Raw genomic sequence first — 14,175 nt, 5'->3', positions numbered from 1 at the left:
CCCCCCGCCAAGGCGGGGGTTGTCGGGCGCCCCTATTCGCCCCGCCGCGGCGTTACCAGCATCGGCCCGTACACCGCCAGGAACAGCGCGAACGCCGCTGTCCAGGCCAGGCCCGAAATCTCCAGCCCGCGCGTGTAATCCACGAGGTCGAACGGCACGGCGATCCGGATGAGCGCGGCCAGCGTGATCAGCGCGTAAAGCGCGGTCGTGGCGGGCCCGGCGCGCAGCGCGCGGCCCGTGTGCCCCAGCGTCGCGCGGGTCATGACCGCCAGGATCATCGTGACCATCGCCCCAGCCGTCAGCGCATGTATGGCGGCCGTGCGCGGAATTGCCGGTTCGATGACGGATGCGGACAGCAGGGCGAGGCCCGCCGGAACCCAGGCGTATCCCACGTGGAGAACCGCGACGAGCGGATCGCGCAACGTCCGCACGCCCTTCCAGCGGGCGAGGCGCAGCGCCTGCATCGCAGCGGCCACCGCCAGGGCAGCGCCGACACCCAGCCCGTCGGGTGCAGCGACCCATGAAAGCAGCGCTGCGGCGGTGATCATCAGCGTGAAACGATCGAACTGGCCGGGCTGGTCGGGCAGCCCTTCGCGAACGCCCTGCCGGGTGAGCCAGTTGCGGGTAAACGAAGGCACGATCCGCCCGCCGACGATCGAGATCAGCATCACCACCAGCGCCAGGCCCGCGCGCCAACCCAGCCCGTCGTCGGCGATCATTCCCGCCGCCACCGCGTGGTCGGCCGCGTTGGCGAGCGCGAACAGGGCGACGACGCCCACGACGGGAAGGTTGCGATTGCCGCCCGCCACGACCTCGCGCGCGGCAAGGGCGGCGAACACCAGGTAGAAGCCGACGTCGAGCAATGCGGCGACGCCCGCGCCGAAGACCGCGGAGAACAGCACCGCCGCCCGGGCGGCCGCCCACAGCAGCGCGAGCGCCAGCAGCGGCCCGCCGGCAATCGGCAGGCGGCCGGTCCAGTTCGGAATGGCAGTGAGGAGGAACCCGGCGATGACGGCGCCGACGAATCCGAACAGCATCTCGTGCCGATGCCAGGCCAGCGGATCGAACGTGGTGGGCAGCGCGATCGCGCCGACGAGCGCGGCCAGCCACAGGGCCAGCGCGACGATCGCCCACGTTGCGCCGCCGAGGAAGAATGGGCGGAAGCCCCCGCGCAGGAACGCCGGCGCCGCCGCCATGCGCGCCCTGCGCAAGGCCAGCATCTGTTCGCCCCTGGTCTCCACCGCGCGCCTCCTGCAGCTTCGGAAACCTGGCTATGACAGATGCCATGTCGATAGGGATTGATTCAGATCAACCGCACGCTGGCCGGTGATCGCCCCGATCAAGTCGGGACTTTCCTCGCTGTGATGCGTTCGGAAACCGGAGGGGATCCCGGGGAGGTGCCAATGATCGATCTTGTCATTCACCAGCGTCGACGCAGCCTCGGCGGGTTCGAGGTCGGGCGAGTGCTCCCGTTCGTGAAGCGACGGATGGTCGGCCCGTTCATATTCTTCGATCACATGGGCCCGGTCGATTTCGCTCCGGGAATTCCCAACGACGTCGACGCCTGTCGCAAAATGCGTGGCTGCCGATACTCCGCACGCTGGGCGTCGACCTCTGGACGAGCGGGCGGATGCTTGCGCCCCGAGCCCACGCAGCGTTCGATGAAACGGGCGCGCTGACGGATTTGAAGTCGAGCGAGCGGCTGGCCCGGTTCCTCCAGGGGTTCGTTGATTTCGTGCGGGGATGAACCCCGCGCGGGCCGGGTCCATCCGGTCCGGTATCAGAAATCTGCCGAAATGGACGCCTTCACCGTGCGCGGCTGGCCTTGCAGGAGCGCGGTCGAGAACGTGTCGAACGCGGAGGCCCAGTAGCGCTCGTCCGCAACATTATCGATCGTCAGGCGCAGCGTTACGGGCGTATCGCCCGCGGCGAAGACGTAGCGCGCACCCAAGTCGAAGCGGGTCCAGTCGGGCAGGCGCAGCGTGTTCGCTGCATTCACCCACTGCTTACCGGTGTGGAGCATGCGCCCCGTCAGCGTGACGCCGGGGGCGAATGGAAGGTCCCATTCCACGTCGGCGTTGGCGGTGAACGCCGGCACGCCGGCGACTTCGTTGCCGCCGACGAGCTCCGCATCGTTGACCGCTGCGCCAGCGATCAGCCTCAGGCCCGGGGCAAGATCACCGTTCACGGTCGCCTCGAACCCCTGGTGCCGCTGATCGCCGAGGTAACCGTAGCGGCCGTCAGGCATCACGCCCTCGCCCGGGCGCTCGATGCGGTACGCGGCCAGGCTGGCGAACATCCGGCCGAGCCGCACCTTACCCCCGACCTCGTACTGGACCGAGCGCCTCGGGGCGAGCACTTCTCCCGGATTGACGAGCAGCGGATCGAGCGGGGCGACCGCACCCTGCTGCAGCGCCTCGATCCGGTTGGCGTAGAACGAAAGGCCTGCGGTGGGCTTCACCACCACGCCGAACACCGGGGTCACCGCATCCTCGTCATACTCGGTGGCGAGCAGGCCGCCGTTGTAATAGTCGTAGCCTTTCACGTTGAGGGCCTGCAGCCGCAGCCCGGCAGTCACCAGCAACCGATCATCCAAGAGGCCGATGGTGTCGCTGACGAATGCGCTGCCGAGCCGGTGGCGCGAGATCGGGAACGGATCGGCGAGATCGCCGCCGACCAGTGACGAGCTCGGCAGGTCGACCTGCACCGGCGCATAGAGGTTGGTCGCAAAGCCCGCGAAGCCAGGCCCGTAGCGGAAGTCGAAGGCGTTGCGATTGACCTGCCAGGCCATGTTGCCGCCGAAGTTGATCTCGTGCGTGATCGCCTGGCCGAGCTTCACTCGGATACCCACCTCGAGCGCCTCGTTGTTGTCGGTCCGCGGGATGATGGAGGCGTTCCCTCTCGCTGCGCCGGTCGCGGCGTCGAGCACGGTGATGCCGCTGTAGATCCCGTCCTCGCGCCCGTCGCGCGCGCCCGCCCTGGCGTAGAGCAGCGCGTTGTCGGCAAGGTCGTGTTCCAGGGATAGCGTGCCGAACAGGTCGGCCATCTCGGTGAAGCTGAAGTCCTGCGCGTAATTGAAATCGGTCTCGGGCACCGCGGGAATCGTTGCGCCGATCGTCACCTTGGGCCGCAGGCGGTCGACCCGCACTTCCTGCCATGCGAGGTCGAGCGCGGCACGGAACGGCCCGCCGTCGTAGTCGAGGCCCGCGCCGATGACCCGCGTGCGGCGGTCCTCGCGGGCGATGGCCACCTCGCCGTCGCGCCAGGCGCCGTTGACGCGCAAGCCCCATTCGCGGTTGGCGCCGAAGCGACGCGATATGTCGAAGCTTGCGCCAAGGTGCCGGCGGCCGGTGTAGCCGAGCGTCGCGCGGGTGAGCGGCGCATCGCCCGCGCGCTTCAGCACGAGGTTCACGCTGCCGCCGAGGCCCGAACCGCCCGGGGCCGCGCCGTTCAGGAACGCGCTTGCGCCGTTCAGCACCTGCACGCTGTCGAACAATTCCGGCGCGACCAGCTGGCGCGGCGCTATGCCGTAGAGGCCGTTGAGGCCCACATCGTCACCGAACAGCGGGAAACCGCGGATGATGAAGAGCTCCGACGCGTTGCCGAAACCGTAGCTGGTGCGGATCGTCGGGTCGTTCTCGAGCACTTCGGCGAGCGTCTGCGGTTGCTGGTTGAGGATCAGGCTCTCGTCGTACGAACGGATGTTGAAGGGCAGGTCCTCCGCCGGCTTGTCGCCGAGTACGCCGGCATCGCCGGAATTGCGCACGACGGTCGCGTTTTCCGCCTGCGCGGTCACGACGATCTGGTTCGCGTCCTCCTGCGCGGCGGCCGGCGCGGCGAGCGCGGCGGCGATGACGAACGGGGGGAGGAAAGCGGTACGGAAATTCATCGGAGGGATCGTCCTTTTGGAGAGGGGGCGGAGCGGGCCCGTCGCGACCATGCGATGGCGATCGCCAAGGGCACCGCGCCGAGGAGCGCCCAGGAAAGAATGTCGGGCGCGCCGTCGCCGACAAGCCCGAGCACCAGACCGGCGAGGATCGCGCAGGCGAATGTCATCGGCCAGGCGAGGACCGCGCGCGCCGGACGCTTCATGCCGCGTGCGCCGATCCGGCCACGATCTCGGCCACGCGCCGATCGACCGCGCCCGGGCGGCGGCGCAACCACAGCAGCACGCCGCTCCACAGCACCCAGATCGTCGCCAGCGTCAGCGCGGCCCAGATCAGCTTCAGGGGCAGCCCGCCATAGTCACCGAAGTGCAGCGGCTTGGACATCATAAGCGCCTGGTTGAGGATCGGCATGTCGCGCGCATCGGTCAGCGCGCCGGTGCGGGCGTCGACCAGGGCGGGGGTGAGGAGGTGGGCGGTCAGCGGACGATCGCCCTGGAAGAAGATCGCGTAGTGGTGCCCACTGCTCCACGCGCCACCCGGGAAGCCGATGAATTGCGGCGAGCGACCGGGAAGCGCCGCCTGGGCCGAGGCCATCGCGCGATCGATCGAGCCGTAATTGGCCGGATCGAGCGGCGGCTCGCCGGCATAGGCGGCGGTCATCCGCGCGACTTCGCCGTCCTGCCACATATCGGTCAGCGGATCGGCAAAAGCGTTGATCGCGCCGGTCAGCCCTATCACCAGCGCCCAGGCGAGTGTGATCATCCCGATAAAATTGTGCTGGTCTATCCGCCCCACCCGCTTGGCCCGGCCGGTCCGCAGCGTGCCGAAGGGCAGCTTGCGCATGAACGGCACGTAAAGCACCGCGCCGGACACCAGCGACAGGACGAATGCGAGGCCCATCGTCCCCAGGAACAGCATGCCGGGCAGCCCCAGCAGCATGTCGGTATGGATCTGGAGGATCAGCTCCATGACGCCGCCGCCAGGCACTGGACCCAGGGAGGCGCCGGTTTTGCGGTCGAGAAACAGCAGCGTCATCTCGGCCACGTCGGCATCGGGGCGCGGGCCGGTGGTGACGGTGAGCAGCGGGCTTTCCTGGCTGAACGCCATGAACAGGGGTACCTCGCCCGGCCGTTCGGCGAGCGCTTTCGCGAGCATCTCGTCGAGCGGCTGGCCGGCGCTGGACGATGGCGGTCCCGGCAGGCCGGCTTCGTAGTCCTCGCCGCTCAACGCGTCGATCTCGTCGTGGAAGATCAGCGGCAGGCCGGTCACGCAGAGCATGAGAAGAAACAGCGTGGCAACCACGCTGCTCCACTTGTGAATGATGTACCATGTGCGGATGCCCGAGCGGGTCATGCGCCGCGGTTAGACCGCCGGCCACCTCCGGTCAATGCGAATAGTTCTCAATAGCGCCGCCGCTCAAACCAGACGCTTCGCGTGCCAGGCGACATGCTCGGCCATGAAGGTCGAGATGAAGTAATACGAATGGTCGTAGCCTTCCTGCATGCGGATCGTCGCGGGCATCCCAGCCCGCGCGCAGGCGTCTTCGAGGAGGTGCGTCTTGAGCTGATCGGCCAGGAAATTATCGGCGGTCCCCTGGTCGACGAGCAGATCTGGGAGCCGGGCGCCGTCATCGATAAGCGCGCACGCGTCATACGCACGCCAGCTTGTCCTGTCGGGGCCAAGGTATCCGCCAAGTGCCTTTTCGCCCCACGAACATTCGAGCGGGCTAACGATCGGCGAAAACGCGCTGACCGAGCGGAAACGTCCAGGGTTGCGCAAGGCGGTGGTCAGCGCGCCGTGTCCGCCCATCGAATGGCCGGTGATCCCCTGGCGGTCCATGTCCGCCGGGAAATGGCCGGCGACCAGTTGCGGCAAGTCGATCTCGATATAGCTCCGCATAAGAAAGTGCGTCGACCACGGTTCGCGCGTCGCATCGACGTAGAACCCGGCCCCCTGCCCGAAATCATATCCTTCGGCATCGGGCACGCCTTCACCGCGCGGCGAGGTGTCGGGCGCCACGAAGATTACTCCGTGTTCGGCGCAGGCTGCGCGGTATTCGCCCTTCTCGGTGACATTGGCGTGGGTGCAGGTCAGACCCGACAAGTACCACAGCACCGGTAGCTTTGCGCCGGGGGCATGATCGGGCACGAACACCGAGAATGTCATCGGCGTACCCGTCGACGTGGACCGGTGGGTATATACCCCCTGCACGCCCGCGTGGCTGCGATTGGCGCTGACCTGCTCCATCAACAGGCCACCGCGCTGCAAATGGACTCGCCCGCATGCATCGGGATGAAACCCTTGTTTTCGGCATTATCTTCCATCCGATTCCTCCCTGCCAAAGATCGGACTCATCTTATCAGGGAAGCGGCCGCTCGGACCAGTTCCCATATGCAGGTGACCGACAAGCGGCTCCTCGATGTCACGCTTCCGCTTGCTCGTAAGATTAATGACAGTTAGATTTTCAGGAAATCGAGGAACTCAAGCCGTCCATGGGAGGCAGGCACGCGATGGACGTGCAGCGGACCGAGTTCGATTATGTATCGCCGCGGGACTTGAGCCGCGTGCCGGCGTTCGCCATCGGCCCTTTGCACGTCGATCCACCTACGCGAACGATCTTTCTTGCGGAAAGAAAGGCGGTTCTTGAGCCTCGCGTGATGCAAGTTCTTGTCGCGCTTGGTCTGGAACCAGGCCAGGTCCTTTCCCGAGACGATTTGATTGCACTATGCTGGAATGGCGTGATTGTCGGCGACAACGCCATCAATCGGGTCATCTCGCTGATACGGCAGGCTCTTGCCGCGGTCGCCGGTGATGCGGTGCACCTGGAAACAATCACCAAGGTCGGATTTCGGCTCGTGGTGGCGCACCCCGAAGGTGCGGACAACAGCCCTGACACTCCTGACATTGCGAAGACGAGCCGCCGCGGGATGATGGCGTACGCGGGGCTCGCAGCGATCGCCGCGGCGGGGGGCGCGGCCCTCATCGGACGAAAAACGCTCTTCGGGGACCGGGCTGATCCGGATTCGGTCGAACTCGTCGAAAGAGCACGCCTGCTGCAATTGACCGGCGAGCCGGGCACATCGGAACAGGCCATCAGTTTTCTGAAGCAAGCCGTCACCATTGATCCCCGCCATGCCGACGCCTGGGGCGCGCTGAGCCTGGCTTACCTCCTCGCCCTGGCGGGATTTACCGGGCGCGACACGGCGACGATGGCCGAGTTGATGACGAACGCGGCGCAAAGGGGTCTGGAGCTCGAACCGGATCAGCGCGATGCGGCTGCGGTTCTCGCGTTCTCCCGGCCCGCTTTCGGTAATTACGCGCGTTTCGATCGGGCCACTGAACGCATCGTCCGGCGATACCCGGACTACTGGTATGCCTATGCGCGCAGGGCCATGTTCCTGCGCGACGTGGGGAGGGTGAACGAGTCCCTGCCGTTCGCTGACCGCTCGATCGAACTCGATCCGATGCTGCCGATCGGTTGGGGAAATGTCGCTCTCGGCCATTTCCTGGCCGGCGATGTCCGCGAGTCCGATGCCAGGTTCGAACAGGCAGGTGCCCGTTGGCCTGCGCATGGCTATCTGTGGAACACGCGTTTCCAGCTCCTTCTCGAAAGCAGGCGGTACGACGCTGCCGCGAGCCTGGCGCTCGACCCGCAGGCGCGCCCCGACTATGTTCCAAGAGAGGCTGGCGAATGGAATGCCAGGCTCGCCTGGGCCTTGCGCGACGGCGATCGCCAAGCGCTTGCCGGCCAAAGGTCCATGCTCGTCGAACAAGCCGCACAGGCCCCGCAGGCTGCACAGTACAACGCACCGCTGCTGGTTATGATGGGGTTTGCCGAAGATGCGCTGGACAGCCTGACCAGGCTTTATGCGATTGCGGGAACCGCACCCGGGGTCGCGCATCAGACCGCCACCGTTGTCCTTTTTCGTCCTTCGATGACCGCGCTTCAGTCGGATGAGCGGTATCGCGCTCTTCTCGAAGTCAGCGGGCTGGAGGCCTACTGGCAGCAATCGGGCAGCCAGCCCGACTTTCGCCGGAACTGACTGCCCGGGCCAGGGAAGGCACGGCCCGCCGCAGTCGAGCCGTGCCGTCCATACCCATCAGAATTCGCCGGCTACGCCCGCCCGGAACGCATTGTTCTTTTCGCCGGCAAAGCTGAAACCCACCCCGATCGCGACGGGCGTGTCACTGTCAAGACGATGCAGGAGGGAGCCGCCCACGGCCGCCTCTCCGCGGAACATCGCACCGTTGAGGACGTAACTGGTCTTCCCGGGCGCCGAGGGAAACGGCGCGTGCCCCATCGCAACGGCTGCCGCCACGCCCTTGCGCATATCGCGTCGATCGATGTCGCGCAGGTCGAACAGACTGGTGACCCGTCCGTCCAGCGTCGCGATGGACGACTGGAATCCGCTCGCTGCCGACTGCAAGGCAGCGACGTTCGCAAACAGCGATGTGTCACGGCCAAGCGTTCCGTTCGCATCGACCGTGGCGACGCCCAGGCTGCCTGTCTGCGACGCCGTGCTGGCGGCAATGTCCCCGACGCGGACGGAACTCCCCGTACCTCCGAGAGCGACCTCGTTGGCGCGGGACGTCGCCGCGCCGGAACCGATGGCCGTCGACGCCGCGAAGCTCGCGTTCGCGGATGCCCCCAGCGCGGTCGATTGCGCCGCACTCGATACTGCGCGGACGCCGACCGCAGTCGATGCGAGGCCGAATGCGTCGGCGTTATGCCCGAGCGCCGTTGCGGCAGGGGCCGTCGCCGCGGCAGATTGGCCGAGGGCTACCGACGCCGGGCCGGAGGCGATCGTCTGGTCCCCCAATGCAGTTGCCCCGGTTGCCGTCGCTTCCGCCATGCTGCCGACCGCAAGCGCCCGGTCGCCGCGGGCGATCGAGAGGCCGCCATAGGCGCTGGCATAGTCTCCCAGCGCTGCGCTGCCGTCGCCATATGCAGTGGCAAAGTTCCCGCTCTCGGTCGTCGCGGTTGTCGTGATCGCTCCTGTCAGCGTGCCGGTGTACGTGCCCAGGCCGGCCGCAACGGACAGGAGGCCACCCTGGTCGATGGTACCCGTCGCTCCCGCAAAGCGTCCGGTTCCCCCGGTGATCGTCAGCAACTTGCTCGCCGCGAAGACACCGGGCGTCGCCGTGCTGTCAGCGCTGCCACTGAAGGTCCCGGTAATCGTGTCACCGGCGCGAAATGCGATGGTGAACTGGCCATCGAGTATGTCGGTGGGCGGCAGCGACGTCACACAATGGCTGGAGGTTTCGGTGATCGGCCCAAGGTTCGTGGTACCGTCCGAGCGGACATCGCCCGGTCCGTAGGAGACCGTGTTGGCGTAAGTTGGCACGCACCGCCCGCCGGGCGGCGTCAGTTGATCGATGACGGTATTCTCGCCCACAATGTCGATAGTCTGGGCGCTCGCAGAGCCGGCAAATGCGACCGAAACTAGAACGAGGTGATAGCGATTCATGATGGGTTCTCCTGGCCTGAAACCAGGTGCCAGCCTGCCGCTGCAAATGGGCAAGGCGCGACCAGCAAACCCTTACGGAACGCACATATTGTCGTGATTTCGTCCACTGGAGCTTCGCTGGGTTCGCGCCCTTCGGATGCAGCGCCCACGCATCAGTCCGGAAACAGGTTCGCCCGCGGGCGAACGTTCAGTTCATTTCAGGACTGGGTGGTGCGGTCGAGAAGACTCGAACTTCCACGGGCTTTCGCCCACAACGACCTCAACGTTGCGCGTCTACCAATTCCGCCACGACCGCACATCGGATGAAACGGGCCGCGCGCGGCAGCCCCGGTAGGCGCGCGCCTCTAGCAACGCACCCGCCACCCCGCAAGCGCCGTTTGTGCAGGCGCGCGATCAGGCGAGAAACGGGGCGGCAACCTCGGCGGGAACGCGGACCAGGCGGCCGCTGGCCTTGTCGATCATCGCCCAGGTGCTGCGTGCCGCCACGATCCGCTTCCCCCGCGAATCGCGGAACGCCACGCAGCGATCGAACTGCGCGCCGCGCGGCGGTTCGGGGATGAACGTTTCGGCCGTCACGATTTCGCCCACGCCCACGTTGCCGCGATAGTCGATCTCGTGCCGAGTCACGACCCAGATATAACGGTCCACGTGTTCCGGCGGGGCGACCGCGCCCCAGTGCCTGGTCGCCACTTCCTGCACCCACTGCAGCCACACCGTGTTGTTGACATGGCCAAGCTCGTCGATGTGTTCCGGCAGCGCGGTGAAAGTCATGGTGAAGCTCACCGCGCGACGTCCATCTGCCACAGGATGAAGGCGAATTCCTCGGCGGTTTCCTGCAGACTTTCGAAGCGGCCGGACTTGCCGCCGTGGCCCGCTCCCATGTTGGTCTTGAGGAGCAGGATGTTGTCGTCCGTCTTCATTTCGCGCAGGCGGGCGACCCATTTCGCCGGTTCCCAGTAGGTCACGCGCGGATCGTTGAGGCCGGCGGTCACGAGCATCGGCGGATAGGCCTGCGCCCTGACGTTGTCGTAGGGGGAGTAGCTGGCAATCAGGTCGAACGCGGCCTTGTCCTCGATGGGGTTGCCCCATTCGGGCCATTCGCCGGGCGTCAGCGGGAGCGAGGCGTCCAGCATCGTCGCCAGCACGTCGACGAACGGCACGTGCGCCACCACCGCGCCCCACAGCGCGGGATCGGAGTTGATCACGGCGCCCATCAATTCGCCGCCGGCCGATCCGCCCGAGATCGAGATGCGCCCGGCCCGGGTGAACCCGCGCGCGATCAGCCCCTTCGCCACGTCCACGAAATCGGTGAAGGTATTGACGCGCCGCTCCAGCTTGCCGCCCTTGTACCAGGCCCGGCCAAGATCGTCGCCGCCGCGGATGTGGGCGATGGCGTAGGCGAACCCCCGATCCACCAGGCTGAGCCGCGTGGTCGAGAAGCCGGGCGGGATGGCGATGCCGTAGGCGCCATAGCCGTAAAGGTGCAGCGGGCCGGCCTCTCCATCGGCAAGGTTCTGGCGATCCTTGCGGTACATGATCGAAACGGGGATGTCGGTCCCGTCCCGCGCGGGGATGTGCAGCCGTTCCGTGGTGTAGAGCGACGCGTCGTAGCCCGAAGGTATCTCCTGCACCTTGAGCAGTTCCAGGCGCCGTTCCGCCACATGGTAATCGAAGGTGGAGGCCGGGCTGACCATCGATTCGTAGCCGACCCGCAGCCGGTCCATGGCCCATTCGGGATTGTCGCCCAGGCCCGCGCTGTAGCTCGCCTCGGGGAAGGCGATCGGCTCGACCCGGTCGGGCTCGTCGTAATAGCGCACCTCGATCGTATCGAGGCCGGCCTGCCGCCCCTCGACCACGAAGAAATCGCGGAACAGGTCGAATCCCGTGAGGTAGAACGCGTCCGACCCCTCGATCAGCGTCGCCCATTCGCCGGGCGCGGAGAGCGGCGCGGTCGCGAGGCGGAAGTTCTCGTGCGTGTCGTTCGCCAGCACATAGAGCGTGCCGTCCCCCGCGCCGTCCGCCTGGTAGACGTCGACTTCGTACTCCACGCCCTTGGCACGCGCCTTCACCACCACCGGCGCGGCGAGCGGGTCGGCGGCGGGGATCAGGCGGACCTCGCTCGTTTCGTGATCGCTGGTGGAGACGACCAGCCAGTTCTCGTTCGCCGAAAGGCCGGCGCCGACGCGGAAGCCCTCGTCATCCTCGTGATAGAGCTCGACATCATCGGCAACCGGGGTGCCCAGCCAGTGCAGGCGCGCGTTGTCGGTGCGCCACTGTTCGTTGGCGAGACTGTAGACGAGGCCGCGATCACCCGCGACCCAGACCAGGGCGGAAAGCGTGCCGGGAATCTCGTCGGGCAGGTGTTCGCCGGTGGCAATGTCCTTGATGCGCGCGGTGAAGCGTTCGGACCCGTTGTCGTCGATCGAATAGGCGAGCTTTCTGCCGTCCTTGGACACCGCGATGGCGCCGAGGCGGAAATATTCCTTGCCCTGCGCCAGCGCCACTTCGTCGAGCAGAAGCTCGTCCGCGCTGCCGTCGTCGGCCGCGCCCACGGGGCGGCGCCACCACTTCTTGTATTCGGCCCCGTCCTCGAACTCGATCCAGTAGAGCCAGCCGCCGTCCTTCTGCGGCACGGACTTGTCCGCTTCCTTTATCCGCGCCCGCATCTCCTTGAACAGGGCGTCCACCGTATCCTTCTGCCCGGCCATCGCGGCTTCGAACCAGGCGTTCTCCGCTTCCAGGTGCGCGATGATCTCCGGATCGTCGACGGTGGGATAGCCCTTGTCGCGCAACCAGGCGTAATCGTCGCTGAGGGTGATCCCGTGGTGGGTGACGCTCGACGGCTTCTTCGCGGCGACAGGCGGGGTGAGAGAAGAGGCGGCGGAGGTGGAACTCGTCATGCGCTGCCTCTATGTGGGGCGGGAAAGGACCGCAACATGCTCATGCAGACCCAGGAAGCCCGTCTCTCCGCCCTGAGGGAGGAGCTGAAGCGCCGCGGGCTCGACGGATTCGTCGTGCCGATCTCGGACGAGCACATGAGCGAATATATCGGCGCCTATGCCCAGCGGCTGCAATGGCTGACCGGCTTCGGCGGGTCGGCGGGCACGGCCGTCGTGCTGCAGGACAAGGCGGCGATCTTCACCGACGGCCGCTACACCGTGCAGGTGCGCGAGCAGGTCGACGGCAAGCTGTTCGCTTACGAAAGCGTGCCCGCGACCAGCCCGGCGAAATGGCTGGGCGAGAACGCGCCCGAAGGCGCGACGATCGGCTACGACGCCTGGCTCCACTCGAAGGGCTGGGCCGAAGCCGCGGCTAGGGCGCTGGAGAAGAAGGGCGCCCGTCTCGTCCCCGTCGGCGACAACCCGATCGACGCAGTGTGGGCCGACCGGCCGCAACCGTCGGGCGCGCCGGCGCTGGTGCACCAGGATGCGCATTCCGGCCGCAGCAGCGCGGACAAGCGCGCCGAAGTCGCCGACTGGCTGAAGGCCGAAGGGCACGATGCCGCGGTGATCGCTGCACTCGATTCGGTGGCCTGGCTGCTCAACCTGCGCGGCACCGATGTCGACCGGACGCCGGTCGCGCTCGCCTATGTCATCGCCCACGCCGACGGCACGGCGGAACTGTTCATCGGCGAGGACAAGGTCACGCCGGAGCTGACCCAGCATCTCGGCAACGCGGTCACCATCCGCCCGCGCGCCGGGTTCGAGGCGGCGCTGGCCGGTCTTGCCGGCAAGACCGTGGCGGTCGATCCGAATTTCGGCGTCGCGGCGATCTTCCACGCGCTGGAGGGTGCCGGCGCGAAGCCGGTGGCGGCGCGCGACCCCACGATCCTGCCCCGCGCGGTCAAGAACCCGGTGGAGCAGCAGGGCCACCGCGACGCCCAGGCCCGCGACGGGGCGGCGATCACGCGCTACCTCCACTGGCTAAGCGTCGAAGGGCCCAGGGGCGGGCTCGACGAACTGTCCGCTGCCGCCCGGCTCCGCGCGTTCCGCGATGCGGACCCGGCCTTGCGCGATCTGTCGTTCGACACCATCAGCGCCGCCGGCCCTCACGCCGCGCTGCCGCATTACCGGGTGGACGAGGACAGCAATATTCCGATCGCGCCCGGCAGCATCTACCTCTGCGATTCGGGCGGCCAGTACATCGACGGCACGACCGACATCACCCGCACCGTGTGGATTGGACCGGGCGAACCCTCGCCCGAGCAGAAGGACCGCAACACCCGCGTGCTGAAAGGCCACATCGCGATTGCCCGCGCCGTGTTCCCGCAAGGGACGGTCGGCGGCCAGCTCGATGCCTTTGCCCGCCAGTTCCTGTGGGCCGCCGGGGTCGATTACGCCCACGGCACCGGCCACGGGGTCGGCAGCTTTCTGTCGGTCCACGAAGGGCCGCAGCGGATCGCCAAGATCACCGGCGCGCAGCCGGGCAGCGACCAGGAACTGCTGGCCGGCATGATCCTTTCCAACGAGCCCGGCTATTACAAGGAAGGCGCCTACGGCATCCGGATCGAGAACCTCGTCCTCACCGAAAAGCGCGAGATCGCGGGGGCCGAAGGCGATTACCTGGGGTTCGAGACGCTGACCTTTGCCCCGATCGACCGCGCTCTGGTGGAGCCGGCGCTGCTGACGGCCGAGGAACGGGAGTGGTGGAACACTTACCACGCCGACGTGCTGCGCATCCTGTCGCCGCGGCTGGAGGGCGAAGTGCTCGAATGGCTCAAGGACGCGTGCCGCCCGCTGTGAGGCCTGCGAGGGCCGCATCCTGCCCGCCAGATGAACGGCGCGGGCAGGGTGTGACAATCCGCGACAAAAACGCCCCTG

General features: G+C 67.1%; 11 protein-coding genes and 1 tRNA gene. 3 read left to right on the top strand and 9 right to left on the bottom strand.

Annotated elements, in window-relative coordinates; translation table 11 throughout:
- Positions 1 to 32: 32 nt before the first annotated feature.
- Positions 33 to 1,241, bottom strand: a complete 1,209-nt coding sequence (locus GRI40_RS08300; protein ID WP_202390166.1) for an NnrS family protein — start codon at positions 1,239 to 1,241, stop codon at positions 33 to 35.
- Positions 1,242 to 1,298: 57 nt separating this feature from the next.
- Between GRI40_RS08300 and GRI40_RS13695 the strand changes: the two genes are divergently transcribed.
- Positions 1,299 to 1,679 (top strand): hypothetical protein, encoded by a 381-nt coding sequence (locus tag GRI40_RS13695; RefSeq protein ID WP_202390325.1) that lies wholly within the window; start codon positions 1,299 to 1,301, stop codon positions 1,677 to 1,679.
- A gap of 101 nt (positions 1,680 to 1,780) precedes the next feature.
- On the opposite strand, the gene GRI40_RS08295 is transcribed toward GRI40_RS13695, so the two are convergent.
- The 4 genes from GRI40_RS08295 to fghA form a co-directional block, all read right to left on the bottom strand.
- Positions 1,781 to 3,889 carry a TonB-dependent receptor gene (locus GRI40_RS08295; RefSeq protein WP_160610884.1) on the bottom strand — a complete coding sequence of 703 codons (2,109 nt, stop codon included), beginning with the start codon at positions 3,887 to 3,889 and terminating at the stop codon, positions 1,781 to 1,783.
- Positions 3,886 to 4,092, bottom strand: a complete 207-nt coding sequence (locus GRI40_RS08290; RefSeq protein WP_160610883.1) for a hypothetical protein — start codon at positions 4,090 to 4,092, stop codon at positions 3,886 to 3,888. Before GRI40_RS08290 ends, GRI40_RS08295 begins: the two co-directional genes overlap by 4 nt.
- The gene (locus tag GRI40_RS08285; protein ID WP_160610882.1) at positions 4,089 to 5,240 is read right to left on the bottom strand and encodes a PepSY-associated TM helix domain-containing protein; all 1,152 of its coding nucleotides are present in this window, start codon (positions 5,238 to 5,240) and stop codon (positions 4,089 to 4,091) included. Before GRI40_RS08285 ends, GRI40_RS08290 begins: the two co-directional genes overlap by 4 nt.
- Positions 5,241 to 5,303: 63 nt before the next feature.
- Positions 5,304 to 6,134 carry an S-formylglutathione hydrolase gene (gene fghA / locus GRI40_RS08280; RefSeq protein ID WP_160611504.1) on the bottom strand — a complete coding sequence of 277 codons (831 nt, stop codon included), beginning with the start codon at positions 6,132 to 6,134 and terminating at the stop codon, positions 5,304 to 5,306.
- 263 nt (positions 6,135 to 6,397) lie between these two features.
- Here fghA and GRI40_RS08275 point away from each other — a divergent pair, with 263 nt between their 5' ends.
- A complete protein-coding gene (locus GRI40_RS08275) occupies positions 6,398 to 7,930 on the top strand; it encodes a winged helix-turn-helix domain-containing protein (protein ID WP_160610881.1) in 1,533 nt (510 codons plus the stop codon).
- A gap of 57 nt (positions 7,931 to 7,987) precedes the next feature.
- Here the strand turns inward: GRI40_RS08275 and GRI40_RS08270 are convergent, their stop codons facing one another.
- The 4 genes from GRI40_RS08270 to GRI40_RS08255 all read right to left on the bottom strand — a co-directional run bounded on the left by GRI40_RS08270 (position 7,988) and on the right by GRI40_RS08255 (position 12,255).
- Complete coding sequence (locus tag GRI40_RS08270; protein ID WP_160610880.1) at positions 7,988 to 9,355, bottom strand: hypothetical protein; 1,368 nt, start codon at positions 9,353 to 9,355, stop codon at positions 7,988 to 7,990.
- A gap of 208 nt (positions 9,356 to 9,563) precedes the next feature.
- A tRNA-Leu gene (locus tag GRI40_RS08265) sits at positions 9,564 to 9,650 on the bottom strand.
- Positions 9,651 to 9,748: 98 nt separating this feature from the next.
- Positions 9,749 to 10,126: an acyl-CoA thioesterase gene (locus GRI40_RS08260; RefSeq protein WP_160611503.1), complete on the bottom strand. Its 378-nt coding sequence runs from the start codon at positions 10,124 to 10,126 to the stop codon at positions 9,749 to 9,751.
- Positions 10,127 to 10,134: 8 nt separating this feature from the next.
- A complete protein-coding gene (locus GRI40_RS08255) occupies positions 10,135 to 12,255 on the bottom strand; it encodes a S9 family peptidase (RefSeq protein WP_160610879.1) in 2,121 nt (706 codons plus the stop codon).
- Between the two features lie 36 nt (positions 12,256 to 12,291).
- On the opposite strand from GRI40_RS08255, the gene GRI40_RS08250 reads away from it, so the two are divergent.
- Positions 12,292 to 14,097 (top strand): aminopeptidase P family protein, encoded by a 1,806-nt coding sequence (locus GRI40_RS08250; protein ID WP_160610878.1) that lies wholly within the window; start codon positions 12,292 to 12,294, stop codon positions 14,095 to 14,097.
- Positions 14,098 to 14,175: the final 78 nt, after the last annotated feature.

Origin of the sequence: Tsuneonella aeria, from assembly GCF_009827495.1 — a bacterium.
GTDB lineage: Bacteria > Pseudomonadota > Alphaproteobacteria > Sphingomonadales > Sphingomonadaceae > Tsuneonella > Tsuneonella aeria.
Note: the sequence above shows the minus strand (reverse complement) of the source record. Positions and strands in the feature narration are given on the sequence as shown.